The sequence below is a fragment of the Phenylobacterium sp. genome, from assembly GCF_030646615.1.
Taxonomy (GTDB): domain Bacteria; phylum Pseudomonadota; class Alphaproteobacteria; order Caulobacterales; family Caulobacteraceae; genus Phenylobacterium.
The window spans coordinates 30,926-44,050 of record NZ_JAUSLG010000099.1; the positions used below are offsets into that span (position 1 = coordinate 30,926).

At 62.3% G+C, this 13,125-nt stretch carries 17 protein-coding genes; 12 read left to right on the forward strand and 5 right to left on the reverse strand.

What is annotated here, in order from left to right; translation table 11 throughout:
• Positions 1-4 precede the first annotated feature (4 nt).
• Entirely contained in the window at positions 5-643 is a 639-nt protein-coding gene (locus Q7S93_RS17960) for a DUF1013 domain-containing protein (protein WP_304716010.1), read from the forward strand.
• Positions 644-715: 72 nt separating this feature from the next.
• Here Q7S93_RS17960 and Q7S93_RS17965 read toward each other — a convergent pair whose 3' ends face one another.
• Positions 716-889, reverse strand: coding sequence for a YdcH family protein (locus tag Q7S93_RS17965; RefSeq protein ID WP_300574469.1), 174 nt, complete (start codon positions 887-889; stop codon positions 716-718).
• Positions 890-1,021: 132 nt separating this feature from the next.
• On the opposite strand from Q7S93_RS17965, the gene Q7S93_RS17970 reads away from it, so the two are divergent.
• The 3 genes from Q7S93_RS17970 to Q7S93_RS17980 all read left to right on the forward strand — a co-directional run bounded on the left by Q7S93_RS17970 (position 1,022) and on the right by Q7S93_RS17980 (position 2,425).
• The gene (locus Q7S93_RS17970) at positions 1,022-1,648 is read left to right on the forward strand and encodes a UbiX family flavin prenyltransferase (protein ID WP_304716012.1); all 627 of its coding nucleotides are present in this window, start codon (positions 1,022-1,024) and stop codon (positions 1,646-1,648) included.
• 5 nt (positions 1,649-1,653) lie between these two features.
• Positions 1,654-2,100 carry a TIGR02444 family protein gene (locus Q7S93_RS17975; RefSeq protein ID WP_304716014.1) on the forward strand — a complete coding sequence of 149 codons (447 nt, stop codon included), beginning with the start codon at positions 1,654-1,656 and terminating at the stop codon, positions 2,098-2,100.
• Positions 2,101-2,209: 109 nt separating this feature from the next.
• Entirely contained in the window at positions 2,210-2,425 is a 216-nt protein-coding gene (locus Q7S93_RS17980; protein ID WP_304716015.1) for a YdcH family protein, read from the forward strand.
• Positions 2,426-2,440: 15 nt separating this feature from the next.
• Here Q7S93_RS17980 and Q7S93_RS17985 read toward each other — a convergent pair whose 3' ends face one another.
• The 3 genes from Q7S93_RS17985 to acnA form a co-directional block, all read right to left on the reverse strand.
• The gene (locus Q7S93_RS17985; protein WP_304716018.1) at positions 2,441-2,791 is read right to left on the reverse strand and encodes a DUF2794 domain-containing protein; all 351 of its coding nucleotides are present in this window, start codon (positions 2,789-2,791) and stop codon (positions 2,441-2,443) included.
• 310 nt (positions 2,792-3,101) lie between these two features.
• Positions 3,102-3,815 (reverse strand): DUF1223 domain-containing protein, encoded by a 714-nt coding sequence (locus tag Q7S93_RS17990; RefSeq protein ID WP_304716019.1) that lies wholly within the window; start codon positions 3,813-3,815, stop codon positions 3,102-3,104.
• A gap of 158 nt (positions 3,816-3,973) precedes the next feature.
• Complete coding sequence (acnA, locus tag Q7S93_RS17995) at positions 3,974-6,682, reverse strand: aconitate hydratase AcnA (protein ID WP_304716039.1); 2,709 nt, start codon at positions 6,680-6,682, stop codon at positions 3,974-3,976.
• Here acnA and Q7S93_RS18000 point away from each other — a divergent pair.
• The 7 genes from Q7S93_RS18000 to Q7S93_RS18030 all read left to right on the forward strand — a co-directional run bounded on the left by Q7S93_RS18000 (position 6,612) and on the right by Q7S93_RS18030 (position 11,253).
• Positions 6,612-7,268 (forward strand): hypothetical protein, encoded by a 657-nt coding sequence (locus Q7S93_RS18000; protein WP_304716041.1) that lies wholly within the window; start codon positions 6,612-6,614, stop codon positions 7,266-7,268. The two genes, acnA and Q7S93_RS18000, sit on opposite strands and share 71 nt — an antisense overlap.
• A gap of 218 nt (positions 7,269-7,486) precedes the next feature.
• On the forward strand, positions 7,487-8,314 hold the full coding sequence (locus Q7S93_RS18005; RefSeq protein WP_304716023.1) for a crotonase/enoyl-CoA hydratase family protein: 828 nt from the start codon (positions 7,487-7,489) through the stop codon (positions 8,312-8,314).
• Between the two features lie 23 nt (positions 8,315-8,337).
• Positions 8,338-8,991 carry a heme ABC exporter ATP-binding protein CcmA gene (gene ccmA, locus Q7S93_RS18010; protein ID WP_304716026.1) on the forward strand — a complete coding sequence of 218 codons (654 nt, stop codon included), beginning with the start codon at positions 8,338-8,340 and terminating at the stop codon, positions 8,989-8,991.
• Positions 8,988-9,662: a heme exporter protein CcmB gene (gene ccmB / locus Q7S93_RS18015; protein WP_304716027.1), complete on the forward strand. Its 675-nt coding sequence runs from the start codon at positions 8,988-8,990 to the stop codon at positions 9,660-9,662. Before ccmA ends, ccmB begins: the two co-directional genes overlap by 4 nt.
• A gap of 85 nt (positions 9,663-9,747) precedes the next feature.
• Complete coding sequence (locus Q7S93_RS18020; protein ID WP_304716028.1) at positions 9,748-10,494, forward strand: heme ABC transporter permease; 747 nt, start codon at positions 9,748-9,750, stop codon at positions 10,492-10,494.
• Between the two features lie 4 nt (positions 10,495-10,498).
• Positions 10,499-10,702 (forward strand): heme exporter protein CcmD, encoded by a 204-nt coding sequence (gene ccmD / locus Q7S93_RS18025; protein ID WP_304716029.1) that lies wholly within the window; start codon positions 10,499-10,501, stop codon positions 10,700-10,702.
• Positions 10,699-11,253: a DsbE family thiol:disulfide interchange protein gene (locus Q7S93_RS18030; RefSeq protein WP_304716031.1), complete on the forward strand. Its 555-nt coding sequence runs from the start codon at positions 10,699-10,701 to the stop codon at positions 11,251-11,253. The genes ccmD and Q7S93_RS18030 overlap by 4 nt, the downstream gene beginning before the upstream one ends.
• A 55-nt stretch (positions 11,254-11,308) precedes the next feature.
• Here the strand turns inward: Q7S93_RS18030 and Q7S93_RS18035 are convergent, their stop codons facing one another.
• Positions 11,309-11,845, reverse strand: coding sequence for a MarR family winged helix-turn-helix transcriptional regulator (locus Q7S93_RS18035; RefSeq protein ID WP_304716032.1), 537 nt, complete (start codon positions 11,843-11,845; stop codon positions 11,309-11,311).
• Between the two features lie 486 nt (positions 11,846-12,331).
• Between Q7S93_RS18035 and Q7S93_RS18040 the strand changes: the two genes are divergently transcribed.
• Positions 12,332-12,901: an NUDIX hydrolase gene (locus Q7S93_RS18040; RefSeq protein ID WP_304716034.1), complete on the forward strand. Its 570-nt coding sequence runs from the start codon at positions 12,332-12,334 to the stop codon at positions 12,899-12,901.
• Positions 12,902-13,125: the final 224 nt, after the last annotated feature.

A 13,125-nucleotide genomic window follows, 5' to 3' on the forward strand; every position in this document is an offset into this window, starting at 1 on the left:
GGCCATGACCGACATCTTGATGCCCAAGGCGACCGCCGTCTGGCTGGTCGACAACACCTCGCTGACCTTCGACCAGATCGCCGACTTCTGCGGCCTGCACCCCCTTGAGGTGCGCGGCATCGCCGACGGCGAAGTGGCGCGCGACATCCGCGGCGCCGACCCGATCGCCAATGGCCAGCTGTCCCGCGAAGAGCTGGACGCCGCCCAGAAGAGCGCCGCCTATCGCATGAAGGCTCAGAAGAGCCGCCATGCCGAACTGCTCAAGCCCACCAAGAAGGCCCCGCGCTATACGCCGGTCTCCCGCCGCCAGGACCGGCCCGACGCCATCGCCTGGTTCCTGCGCAACCATCCCGAAGTGCCCGACGCGCAAATCTCCCGCCTGCTGGGCACCACCAAGGCGACCATCGACCAGATCCGCAACCGCACCCACTGGAACTCGGCCAATATCAAGCCTGTGGACCCGGTGACGCTGGGCCTCTCCACCCAGATGGAGCTGGACGGCGTGGTGCGGAAGGCGGCCGACAAGAAGGCCAAGGACGACGCCAAGGCCGGGATCACCGACCCTGACGGCCCGTCCCTGCGCCCGGCCTCGGAAACCGGCGCGGTCGCCGATGAGGCCGACGCCCCGGCCGAGCAGGACTGATTTCGAGCTGGCTAAGGCTGTCGAAACGCGAGAGGCCCGCGCGATGCGCGGGCCTCTTTTCGTTCCGGAAGATCAGTGAGCCTTGCGCTGCAAGGTTTCCATCTCTTCTTTAAGCTTAAGCTTTCGTCGCTTGAGTTCCTGTAGGCGGAGGTCGTCTCCCGCGGGGCTTCGCACTTCGTCCTGGATCGCCTTGTCCAGATTCTGATGGCGAGATCCAAGTTCACGGATGCGGGCTTCAACGGCCATAGGTTACGCCTCCTTCAAGGGTTTTTCGACACGACACCTGAACACCCCTTCGCGGGGGTGTCAGATCAAATATGATTGCGCAGGGTTTAGTTCGGATTAGGGCCGGTTTTTTCGGCGTGTGGGTGAGACGGTATGTCGCAAATCGAGCCTTCTGGCCCTGAGCGCGCCGATCGGCGTCCCCGGCTGGTGATCGGCGTGGCTGGCGCCAGCGGCGTCGCCTATGGCCTGCGGGCGCTCGCCGCCTGCCGCGACCTCAATGTGGAGAGCCATCTGGTGATGAGCCGGGCCGCCGCCCTGACGCTCGCCCAGGAGACCGAGCTTTCGGTGGCCGAGGTCCAGGCCATGGCCGATGTGGCCTACCGCCACGGTGATGTGGGCGCAGCCCTCGCCTCGGGCTCCTTCCCGACGCTGGGCATGCTGATCGCCCCCTGCTCGGTGCGCACCATGAGCGAGATCGCCACCGGCGTGACCTCGTCCCTGATGACCCGGGCGGCCGACGTGACCCTGAAGGAGCGCCGTCCCCTGGTGCTGATGGTCCGCGAGACGCCCCTGCACCTGGGCCATCTGCGCACCATGGTGAAGCTGGCCGAGATGGGGGCGGTGATCGCCCCGCCCCTGCCGGCCTTCTATGCCAAGCCCATAAGCCTGGACGAAATGGTCGACCAGTCGGTGGGCCGGGCGCTGGACCTGTTTGGCCTGTCCTGGGCCAGGGTGAAGCGTTGGGGCCAGGACATGGCCATGCCGCCGGTCCAGGACTGAGGGGCATGGTCCTCTGGAACTGGGCGGTGGACACCTATGGGCGCGCCGGTGTGGCCCAGGCGGCCTTGGCGCTGCAGGACGAGCACGGCCAGAACGTGCCCCTGCTGCTTTGGGCGGCGTTTGCCCGCACCGCCGACCCACAGGCCCTGGAGACCGCCGCGGCCCTGGCGCGGACCTGGGAGACGACCGCCATCCTCCCCCTGCGCAGGGTTCGCCGCACCCTGAAGGCGCCGCGGCCCCCGACACGGGATGCGACCCGGGAGGCCCTGCGGGCGCAGGTGAAGGCGGCCGAACTGGCGGCCGAGCGCTGCCTGCTGGAGGCCCTGGGGACCATCGATCCTGGCCTGGCGCCCCTGGTCCCCCTGGATGAGGCCCTGGCGGCGGCCGGCCACGCCTGGGACCCCGGCCTCGACCCGAACCAGCTGGCGACCCTGGCTCGGGCCCTGGCCTAGACCCTGGAAGAGGCGACGGGGCTAAGGCCGCCTTTACCCGCAGGGCGCAAAATCTGATGATGCCGCGAGGCTGGCGAAGGCGACGTGGGCGCAAGGGGAGCGGGAGCGCATGAACGATCTGGGACCCGATCCCGAGACTCAGCTGCGTGACCGATTGGCCGCGGCCCGGCAGGAACACGCCGACCTGGACATCGCCGTCCAGGCGATCAGCGCCATGCCGACGCCGAGCCTGGGGGTTCTGGGCCGCTTCAAACGACGCAAGCTCGCCCTGAAGGACGAGATCGCCGCCCTGGAAGACCAGCTGACCCCCGACATCATCGCCTGAGGCGCCCAACAGGCTTCAGTCGATGACCTTGAACCGCCCCTTGTCGAAAAACCGCAGGACCTGATCGAGTTCATGGCCCCGGCGCAGGATCATGCCGCCCTGGCCGATCACCGCCCAGGCCCCCTGTCGCCTGGCCAGGGCCGGGCGCTTTTCGATGCGATAGAGCGGCGCCTCCGACGCCCGGCGAAACACCGAGAAGGCGCAGGCCTCGGTCCCCGGCTCGATGGAATAGTCCCGCCACTCGCCCGCCGCGACCATCCGCCCATAGAGGCCGAGCAGGCGCTGGAACTCCTGGCGCTGGAAAAAGATCGGCGCGCCCTTGCGGGCGGTCTGTGTGGGGTCGTTGGCGGACGGATCGATGGCCATCGGCGGCCAGCCTGACGCAAACCGCCGCCGAAATCGAGGGGTCTCGTGGCCCTAGCGCCAAACCGCCCACGCCGTGAAAAGACCTTATTTCGGTCCTGCGCCCGCCTGTTTGGGCCTCGATAAGGAGAGCGTCGGTTGATCGGGACTTCGCGGTTCCGGATCCTGAACAGCCCCCCCAGCCCCCCTGGGATCTCGGGCCTCGGTCAGCCGGCGTCATATCCTCTTCCCCTGAGAAGACCCGCGCGGAGTAAGCCCCACTCCTCTGCGCGGGTCTTTTTCGTTTGCGGCTGCGGGCCGCAGGACCTGGGGCTCAGGGGCGGGCGAGCAGGGTCTGGCGGGGCATGGCGGCGAGGATCTTGCCGCCCTTGGGCGCCTGGACGATCAGCAGGGTCTCCAGGCCGTCCTCCTTGGCCTCCGGCACCGCATAGGCCGTCGGCCGGCCGCGCCATTGGCCCAGCCGGGCGATCTCGCGGACCACATTGCGCTGGGTCAGGGTCTGGCCGCGGTTTTCGCCGCGGCGCACGACCACCTCGCGGGGCCTGGGATCATAGCGCACCAGCCACACCTCGGCGCCCCCCCGGGGCGCAGGGCCTGAGCCCACATCGACCCGGCGTGGGCCGATGAACTGGATGTCCGGGGCCGGCAGGCGCGCCACGGCCGCCTGCTCCAGCAACGCCTCGACCTTGTCGGCCTCGACGGCCGAGGCCTCCAGGGCCCCGTTGATCACCAGCTGCGGCGTATAGGGCTCCCGCAGGGAGAGCGGCGTCAGATAGGAGCGCTGGCGCTCGGCGAACTCGGGGAGGGCGAAGGTGTCCTCCCAGCCCAGATAGTCCCAGTAGTCCACCGCGAAGGTCAGGGTCACGACACCGGGGCGATCGGCCAGGCCGTTGACGAAGCTGTTGGCCCCGGCGCAGGCCGCGCACCCCTGGGCGGTATAGAACTCCACCACCACCGGCGGCTTGGCCGCAGCGGCGGCGGCCGGGGCCGCCAGGAGACACAGGGTCGCGAGCAGGGCTCTGATCATGGTCCGGCAATTAAGCCGACTTGTCGCCTCGGCGCGTTTCAACAAGGTGTGAGCAGAAGCCGACATAGGGTTCGACGTCTCAAAAAAGCAGTCCCTCATAAACGGAAGAGGGGCCGCGGCGACCGCGACCCCTCCTCTTATCACCCGTGTCGCGACGGTCAGGCGTCTTGCGAGGCCAGGTTGCGCAGCACGTAGTTCAGCACGCCGCCGTTCTTGAAGTACTCAAGCTCGGTGGGCGTATCGATCCGGCAGCGGACCGGGAAGCGGGCCACACGGCCGTCGCCGGCGCGGTAGAGCTCGACGGTCAGCTGCTTGCGGGGCGACAGGTCCTGCAGGCCGCGGATCGAGACAATCTCCTCGCCGGTCAGGCCGAGCTTCTGCCAGCCTTCCTGGGTGAACTGCAGGGGCAGGACGCCCATGCCCACCAGGTTGGACCGGTGAATCCGCTCGAAGCTTTCGGCGATCACCGCGCGCACGCCCAGGAGCTTGGTGCCCTTGGCCGCCCAGTCGCGGGACGAGCCGGTGCCGTAGTCCTTGCCGGCGAAGACCACCAGCGGGCGGCCCTCGGCCTGGTAGCGCATGGCCGCGTCATAGATCGACATCACTTCGCCGGTGGGGAAGTGCTTGGTCACGCCGCCTTCGATCTCCGGGGTCAGCTTGTTGCGGATCCGGATGTTGGCGAAGGTGCCGCGCATCATGACCTCATGGTTCCCGCGGCGGGCGCCGTAGGAGTTGAAGTCGGTCTGCGGCACCTGGCGTTCGCGCAGGTAGTCGCCGGCCGGCGAGGTCAGCTTGATAGAGCCGGCCGGGCTGATGTGGTCGGTGGTGATCGAGTCGCCGAACACGCCGAGGACACGGGCCTCGATGATGTCGGTGATCGCCTCAGGCTCCATGCTCATGCCCTCGAAATAGGGCGGGTTCTGAACATAGGTGGAGCTGACGTCCCAGGCGTAGGTCTGGCCGCCGGCCACCTTGATGCCCTGCCAGGCCTTGTCGCCCTTGAAGACGTCGGCGTAGCGGGTGGCGAACATCTTGTCCGTCACGTGCTTGCGCTGCAGCGTGGCGATCTCTTCGTTGGTCGGCCAGATGTCCTTCAGATAGACCGGCTGGCCGTCCTTGCCTTCGCCCAGCGGCTCGGTGGTCAGGTCGATCTGCATCGAGCCGGCCAGCGCATAGGCGACGACCAGCGGGGGGCTGGCGAGATAGTTGGCCCTAACGTCGGGGTTCACCCGGCCCTCGAAATTGCGGTTGCCCGACAGCACCGAGCAGGCCACCAGGTCGCCCTGCTGGACGGCCTCGGAAATGGCCTCCGGCAGCGGGCCGGAATTGCCGATGCAGGTGGTGCAGCCATAGCCGACCAGGTTGAAGCCGAGCGCGTCCAGCGACTTGGTCAGGCCCGCGCTCTTCAGATAGTCGGTGACCACCTGCGAGCCCGGCGCCAGCGAGGTCTTCACCCACGGCTTGACCTTCAGGCCCTTCTCGATGGCCTTCTTGGCCACCAGGCCGGCGGCGATCAGCACGCTGGGATTGGAGGTGTTGGTGCAGGAGGTGATGGCGGCGATGACCACGTCCCCATGGCCCACATCATACTTCTCGCCGGCCACCGGCACGCGGGAATCGATGGAGTCGGCCTTGCCGAAGTCCTTGGCCAGGGCTTCCTTGAAGTCCGAGGCCGCGCTGGTCAGCAGCACCCGGTCCTGGGGCCGCTTGGGGCCGGCGAGCGACGGCACGACGCTGGAGAGGTCGAGCTCGAGGGTGTCGGTGAAGACCGGATCGGGCTCGTCGCCCTCGCGCCACATGCCTTGCACCTTGGCGTAGGCTTCCACCAGGGCGACGCGGTCGGCGTCGCGGCCGGTGGCGGCCAGATAGTCGATGGTCGCCCGGGTGATCGGGAAGAAGCCGCAGGTGGCGCCGTATTCCGGAGCCATGTTGGCGATGGTGGCCTGGTCTTCCAGGGTCATCTTGGCCAGGCCGGGGCCGAAGAATTCGACGAACTTGCCGACGACGCCCTTCTTGCGGAGCATCTGGGTGACGGTCAGCACCAGGTCGGTGGCGGTCGCGCCCTCCGGCATGGCGCCGGTCAGCTTGAAGCCGATGACCTCGGGGATCAGCATCGGGATCGGCTGGCCGAGCATGGCGGCTTCCGCCTCGATGCCGCCGACGCCCCAGCCGAGAACCGACAGGCCGTTGATCATGGTGGTGTGGGAGTCGGTGCCGACGACGGTGTCGGGATAGGCCAGCATCGCGCCGTCCACATCGTTGGTCCAGACGGTCTGGGCCAGATATTCGAGGTTCACCTGATGGCAGATGCCGGTTCCTGGCGGCACAACGCGGAAATTATCGAAGGCCTTGGAACCCCAGCGCAGGAATTCATAGCGTTCACGGTTGCGACCATATTCGATTTCGGTGTTTTCGTGGAAGGCAGCTTGCGTGCCGAATTTGTCGACCATGACGGAATGGTCAATGACGAGATCGACAGGCACGAGCGGGTTGATGCGGGTCGGATCACCACCCAGCGTCTTCACAGCGTCGCGCATGGCAGCAAGATCGACGACAGCGGGAACCCCGGTGAAATCTTGCATCAGCACGCGGGCCGGACGATAGGCGATTTCGCGGGCCGAGGTGCGCGACTTCAACCAAGACTTCACAGCCTTGATGTCGTCGGCGGTCACGGTGCGGTTGTCTTCAAAGCGCAGCAGATTTTCAAGCAGCACTTTGAGCGAGAAGGGCAGGCGCGCAATGCCTGACAGGCCGTTCTTTTCGGCAGCTTTGAGGCTGTAATAAGTGTAGCTGCGCTTGCCGACTTTCAGCGTCTGCTTGGCATTGAAGCTGCTGCCAGAAGCAGATGCTTTCTTTGCGGGGGCGATTTTGGTCGCTGCTTTTTTCGCCGGTGTTTTTCTTGCAGGCGTTTTGGCTACCGGTTTGGCGACAGCTTTCTTCGTCACTTTCTTTGCGACGGGCTTTGCGACGGATTTTTTCGCCGCAGATTTTTTCACGGCTGATTTTTTTGGTGCCGCTTTCTTTGGTGCTGCTTTTTTGGCTACAGTTTTTTTCGGTGCAGCTTTTTTTGGCGCTGTCTTTTTGGCGACTGATTTCTTCGGCGCTGTCTTTTTGGTGGCCTTCTTGGCGGCGGCCTTTTTCACGGGCGATTTCTTAGCGACCGGTTTGGCCTTCTTAGCGACCGGTTTGACCTTCTTGGCGGCAGGCTTTGCCTTCTTAGCGACCGGCTTTGCCTTCTTGGCAACAGGCTTTGCCTTTTTGGTGGCGGGCTTAGCTTTCTTCGCCGCAGGTTTTGCCTTTTTGACGGCGGACTTTGCCGCTGCCTTTACTTTTTTCGCGACAGGCTTTGCGGCAATTTTCGCGCTCGCCTTTTTCGCTTTGGATTTGGCCTTAGCCGGGGCCTTCTTCGCCATGAAATATTCCTCGATGATGCTTGCCCGTGGCGGGGGGTGATGGAAGCGGGTGGGACCGGATCGACTCCGCATCCCTGCGCTCAGAATGCGCGAGGCCGGTTGTCGCAAATCGCCGCCGTTTTCCGTGCCTTTGGGCCTATATGCTTGACGGGCGAGACTATAAGGTCTTTCCCATGCGAAGGCTATGGTTACACCCGTTCAGATCGGGTGATAATCGCTCACAAGAAGCGTGACAACAGGGAACAAGGGAGTGTGCCCATGAGTGCGGTACGCGTTGAGAAAAACGGATCAGTCACGACAGTGATCCTTGCGCGCGCCGATGTGCGCAATGCGGTTGATCGTCCGACGGCGACAGCGCTTGCCGATGCCTTCTACGCGTTTGAAAAAGACGAGACATCGACGGTCGCGGTCTTTGTAGGCGATCACGGAACTTTTTGTGCTGGCGCGGATCTAAAGGCGGCAGCAGCCGGTGGCAGTGACAGTGCGGATGCACAGCGTGGTAACCGGATTGTGAACCCCGGAACGGGTCTCGAATTTGACAGGCTGGCGCTTGACGGGCCGATGGGGCCGTCGCGCATGGTGCTGTCGAAGCCGGTGATTGGTGCGATTTCAGGATTTGCGGTTGCAGGCGGACTCGAACTCGCGCTTTGGTGCGATATGCGTGTGGTTGAGGAAGATGCTGTGATGGGCGTCTTTTGCAGGCGCTGGGGCGTGCCGCTGATCGACGGGGGCACCGTTCGTTTGCCGCGCCTCATCGGCCATTCGCGCGCGATGGACCTTATTCTCACCGGTCGCGCCGTCGGGGCCGTCGAGGCACTCGCTATGGGCCTTGCCAATCGGGTGGTGCTCAAGGGACAGGCGCGGGTGGAAGCTGAAAAGCTCGCTGCTGATATTTCACGCTTTCCGCAAAATTGCCTCAAGGGCGACCGGATGTCGGCTTATGAGCAATGGGATTTGCCTTATGATCGCGCTATCGCCAATGAATTCGAGCATGGCCGCGCTGTGCTCTCCACCGGCGAGACAGTGCGCGGGGCACAACGCTTTGCCTCGGGAAAGGGGCGCGGCGGACGTTTTGACGAGATTTGAATTTTCGCATCAGGGCGGCGGCTATGTCTGAGGTGAGTACACCCTATCGCCTTGCGGCGCATGACCTCGCCTGCCATCGCGGCGGACGCACCGTCTTCAGTCATCTGTCTTTTGTCGCTGAAGCCGGTGTGGCGCTCATCGTGACGGGGCCGAACGGGGCGGGCAAGTCGAGCCTGTTGCGGCTCATTGCGGGACTGCTCGACGTGACGGAAGGCGGTTTGAGCTTTGAAGGTGGTGCGGCGGACGCGAGCCTTGCCGAGCAGACCCATTACATCGGCCACCTTGATGCGCTGAAGGCTGCGATGAGTGTGCGTGAGACGCTCTCTTTCTGGGCGGATTTTCTGGGTGGAACGGGTGCGGATGTGGCCAATGCCTGCGCCGTTTACGACCTCACAAAGCTTGTTGATCTGCCGGTCGCTTATCTGTCGGCAGGTCAGAAGCGGCGGCTGAGCCTTGCGCGGCTGCTGATTGCGCCGCGGCCCTTGTGGCTTCTTGATGAGCCCGGTGTGGCGCTTGATGCTGCGAGCCTCGCGCGGCTCGCTTCTGCCATCGACGCACATTTGAGCGCCGGTGGCCTTGTGGTGGCGGCGACCCATCAGCCGCTGGGCATTGCATCGTCAGTGACGCTTGATCTCGGTCATACGGGAATTCTTGCCAATGCGAGGTTTGGCGCATGAGGCGGGCGTTTTGGGCACTCTTGCGGCGCGATGTCCGGCTGGCGACACAAGTCGGAGGTGGCGGTGGCATGGCGGTCTTTTTCTTTTTGGTCGTCATCACGCTTCTGCCAATGGGGATCGGTCCCAATCTCAATTTGCTCGGTCAGATTGCGCCCGGCCTCTTGTGGGTGGCGCTGCTGCTCTCGTCGCTGCTGACGCTCGACCGGTTGTTTCAGGCCGATTTCGAGGATGGGACGCTTGAGGTGCTGACTTTGGGGCATCTGCCGCTTGAACTGACAGTCGTTGCCAAAATTATGGCTCATTGGCTCACCACAGGTCTGCCGCTGGTTGTCGCGACGCCATTGCTCGGCTTGTTGCTTAATCTTGGGGCCGAGCAGTTCGAGCCGTTGATCCTCGCTATGGCGATCGGTACGCCGGCGCTGAGCTTGATGGGCTCGATTGGTGCAGCGCTTACGGTGAGTTTGCGGCGCGGCGGGCTGCTCGCTTCACTTCTCGTAATACCCTTTTATATTCCGGTGCTGATTTTTGGCGTGGCGGCGGCGGGCGACGGAGAGGTCTTATCAGGTGCGGCGCATCAGGCGCTGTTGCTGTTGGGTGCGGTGACGCTCGCAAGTCTTGTCGTCGGGCCCTGGGCGGCAGCGGCGGCCTTGCGCGCCAATATGCGGGGCTGATTACGCCATGACGCGGCAAATTGCCCGCCGTTCTGTTTTGTCCTTAACCTTGCTCTTGGCCCCTCAACGCCCCTAAATGATGCCCATGTCAGACCTCACTTTCACCCAGCGGTTCCATGCTTTCGCTAATCCTGCACGCTTCATGGCGTTCAGCGGACAGGTGTTATGGCCTTTCGGCGTCGCGAGCTTTGTGTTGATCGCTGCGGGGCTCTGGTTTGCACTCATTGCCTCACCTGCTGACTATCAGCAGGGCGAAAGCGTGCGCATCATGTATGTGCATGTGCCTATGGCCTGGCTCGGCATGTTTGGCTACATGGTCATGGCCGGGGCGTCGCTTGTGGCGCTTGTCTTCCGTCATCCGCTTGCTGATGTCGCCGCAAAATCTGCGGCCCCCATCGGTGCTGTCTTTTGTTTTTTGGCGCTCGTCACGGGTGCCATTTGGGGCAAGCCCATGTGGGGCACATGGTGGGTGTGGGATGCGCGCCTGACGTCAATGTTGATCCTGCTGTTTCTTTATCTGGGCTATATCGCGCTCTGGGCGACCATCGAGGAGCCTGTGCGGGCGGGACGGGCCGCGGCCGTGCTGGCGCTCATCGGCTCGATCAATGTGCCGATCATTCATTATTCGGTTGTCTGGTGGAACACGTTGCATCAACCGGCGAGCGTTTTCCGCGTGGACGGGCCGCAGATCGCGAGCGCGATGCTGACGCCGCTCATGCTGATGGCAGTTGGTTTTACGTTTCTTTTTGTCACCCTGCTGATGGTGCGGATGCGCGGCGAAATCCTCAAGCGGCGCGTGCGTGCTTTGCTGCTTGCAGCAGCGGAGGTGTGAGGCGATGAGCGATTATTTCGCTATGGGCGGTTACGCAGGATTTGTCTGGTCGGCTTACGCCATTGTTGTTGTTGCCGTGGCAGCGCTCATCGGCGCGACATGGCGGGACATCAGACGGCAACGGGCTTTGCTGGCGGCGCTGGAAGGTGCGGAGACATCCGGTGCCCGCAAGCGCGCGCCGGCGCGCGCTTCTGGTGCTGCGAAATGAACACTGGTCGTTTCAGATGGGGTGCGCTCATTCCCGCTGCACTATTTCTGGTGGTCGCCGGATTCTTTCTGATTGCGATATTTCGCGGTGATCCCTCGCGCGTGCCTTCGCCGCTTATCGGCAGGGCGGTGCCGGTGTTTTCACTCCCTGCGATTGAGGGAATAGACCGGCTGGGCTTTGAGACTGCTGACTTCGCGCATGGCACGCCGGTGATCGTCAATGTCTGGGCGTCCTGGTGCGTGCCGTGTCGTGATGAGCATGCGGTTTTGAGCGAACTCAAAAAACTCACTGATGCGCCGATTTACGGGCTCAACTACAAAGACAGTGCGGAGAGCGCGAAACGGTTTCTCACAGAACTCGGCAACCCGTTTGCGCGCATCGGTGCCGATGTGAAAGGTCGTGTCGCTCTGGACTGGGGCGTCTACGGCGTTCCTGAAACCTATATAATCGATGGCAAAGGCCACATTGCTTATAAGCATGTAGGCCCGTTGACCGCGCAGATTGTGGATGATGAAATTCTGCCGGCCCTTCGTGCGGCATCCGCTCGCTGAAAATTCAGATCACAGATGCCGCAGCGGAAAGGCGGAATAAACCTCTAGCTTAGGTTTACTTGCGTTTGGCAGGTGCGCGCTTGGCGGCCGGACGCTTGCGCGTGACAGCCTTGCGGGCCGGTTCGGATTTTTCTTCGACTTTGGCATCGCCGATTGCAGATGCCAGCTGCGTCAGGCCTTTGATCAGATCGGCCTGAACGGATTTCGGCAGCAGATCAAGCAAAGCTTTTTCCGCTACGATGGCGCGCGGCAGGCTGCTGTTGAGGGCACGGCGACCGGCGGCTGTGAGGCGCACGGCGTTGGCGCGCGCGTCTTCGGCGGTGCGCTTGCGGGCGAGCAGACCGTTTTTGATCATGCGGCTGATCATGTCGGCCAGCGTCGAACGGTCGATGCCTGTGCGGTTGACAAGATCCGTCTGGCTCAGACCTTCTTCTTCGTTCACGGCGAATAGAACAATGAACTGACGCGGTGTGATCGAGCTGTCGCCCATCTGCTGCACAAATTGATCGTACGCAAATTGCTGGGCGCGTCGCAGCAAGTGGCTCAGGGATGTTTCGAGATCGTAACTTCCCGCCGACTTCTTGCTTGCCATGTTGAATTCCTCCGGCTGATGAATTGGGTGACCTGACTTCTAAAAGACGGTCAACTCAGGGGGTGATGAAATTGCAGGTTTGACGTTTTCTAATCTGATGTTGTCTAGGTCGACATTCTCGAAGTTGTGACTCGCTAGACCGTGTTCCACCGAATTCTTTGCGTCTTCCATTCTGGATCCAAAATGCGATCACAATAAGATGTCGACGTCATTCTTCTTTCATATGCACCCTTGATCGGGGGGACGCAAGTGCGCATCGTTGTGGAAAATGTCGCAGTCGGCATTCCGGTTGCGGATCATATCGCGGGACGCCAACACTGCACATAATGTATCCGCCCATTCTGATCTGTATTTACAAGTATTTGCGTTCCGTGGACTGACTAACACAATGGTAAAATGATAAATTCATTCGAATTGAATAAATCGCAAAGCAAGCGATTGCAAACCGGAAAGGTAACCGATGTGGCGACGATAGAGCCCGGACCGATGAAACATCGCGACCCGGAGGCGGCGCAAGATTTGTCTTTCTCGCGCCGCAAGCCGACGGGTGACAATATTGAGCGTGATATTTGCGATCATTGCGGCCTCATCAACTATGACAATCCGAAAATAGTCGTGGGCTCGGTTGTTACCTATGCGGAGAAATTTTTGCTCTGTCGCCGCGCGATCGAGCCGCGCAAAGGTTTCTGGACATTGCCCGCCGGATTTATGGAGCATGGCGAAAGCGTTGAGGAAGGCGCCAAGCGCGAGGCGCGGGAGGAAGCCAACGTGGAAATCACGCTACGCAATTTGCTGGCGGTCTATTCCATCCCGCGTTTGTCTCAAGTCCAGATCATGTTTTGCGCCGAAATGCTGACTCCGGAATTTTCGGCGGGGTCTGAAAGCCTTGAGGTTGCTCTTTTCAGCTGGGACGAAATCCCGTGGACGGAGCTTGCCTTTCCGAGTGTCCACTGGGCGCTCACGCAATTTAATGGCGTTAAAGGACAAGATGTATTTGCTCCTTTCGGCAATCCGGATGGCGCGAACGGCAATATGTTTCCGGTTCGTCAGCCATAGGTAAAAGTTACACATGATTATAAAGAGGTAATGCAGCTACCCGGGTGGTGGCACTGACTACTGCGCGGATATGATCCGCCTGCAGTGAAATATATATTTCTGAAGAAAAACGGCGGGGGACGACGTGGCTAAAAATTCAGCAGCCAAAACAGGGATGACAAAAGACGAACGCAGGGTGGTCTTTGCCTCATCTCTGGGCACCATGTTCGAGTGGTATGATTTTT

What these genes read in the sequence shown, in the direction of transcription:
- Q7S93_RS18040 (WP_304716034.1), top strand. Translation starts at nt 12,332, where the DNA reads ATGAAACATCGCGACCCGGAGGCGGCGCAAGATTTGTCTTTCTCGCGC.
- ccmB (WP_304716027.1), top strand. Translation starts at nt 8,988, where the DNA reads ATGAGGCGGGCGTTTTGGGCACTCTTGCGGCGCGATGTCCGGCTGGCG.
- Q7S93_RS18030 (WP_304716031.1), top strand. Translation starts at nt 10,699, where the DNA reads ATGAACACTGGTCGTTTCAGATGGGGTGCGCTCATTCCCGCTGCACTA.
- ccmA (WP_304716026.1), top strand. Translation starts at nt 8,338, where the DNA reads ATGTCTGAGGTGAGTACACCCTATCGCCTTGCGGCGCATGACCTCGCC.
- Q7S93_RS17980 (WP_304716015.1), top strand. Translation starts at nt 2,210, where the DNA reads ATGAACGATCTGGGACCCGATCCCGAGACTCAGCTGCGTGACCGATTG.
- Q7S93_RS18035 (WP_304716032.1), bottom strand. Translation starts at nt 11,845, where the DNA reads ATGGCAAGCAAGAAGTCGGCGGGAAGTTACGATCTCGAAACATCCCTG.
- Q7S93_RS17965 (WP_300574469.1), bottom strand. Translation starts at nt 889, where the DNA reads ATGGCCGTTGAAGCCCGCATCCGTGAACTTGGATCTCGCCATCAGAAT.
- Q7S93_RS17960 (WP_304716010.1), top strand. Translation starts at nt 5, where the DNA reads ATGACCGACATCTTGATGCCCAAGGCGACCGCCGTCTGGCTGGTCGAC.
- Q7S93_RS18020 (WP_304716028.1), top strand. Translation starts at nt 9,748, where the DNA reads ATGTCAGACCTCACTTTCACCCAGCGGTTCCATGCTTTCGCTAATCCT.
- Q7S93_RS17970 (WP_304716012.1), top strand. Translation starts at nt 1,022, where the DNA reads ATGTCGCAAATCGAGCCTTCTGGCCCTGAGCGCGCCGATCGGCGTCCC.
- Q7S93_RS18005 (WP_304716023.1), top strand. Translation starts at nt 7,487, where the DNA reads ATGAGTGCGGTACGCGTTGAGAAAAACGGATCAGTCACGACAGTGATC.
- Q7S93_RS17990 (WP_304716019.1), bottom strand. Translation starts at nt 3,815, where the DNA reads ATGATCAGAGCCCTGCTCGCGACCCTGTGTCTCCTGGCGGCCCCGGCC.
- Q7S93_RS17985 (WP_304716018.1), bottom strand. Translation starts at nt 2,791, where the DNA reads ATGGCCATCGATCCGTCCGCCAACGACCCCACACAGACCGCCCGCAAG.
- ccmD (WP_304716029.1), top strand. Translation starts at nt 10,499, where the DNA reads ATGAGCGATTATTTCGCTATGGGCGGTTACGCAGGATTTGTCTGGTCG.
- Q7S93_RS17975 (WP_304716014.1), top strand. Translation starts at nt 1,654, where the DNA reads ATGGTCCTCTGGAACTGGGCGGTGGACACCTATGGGCGCGCCGGTGTG.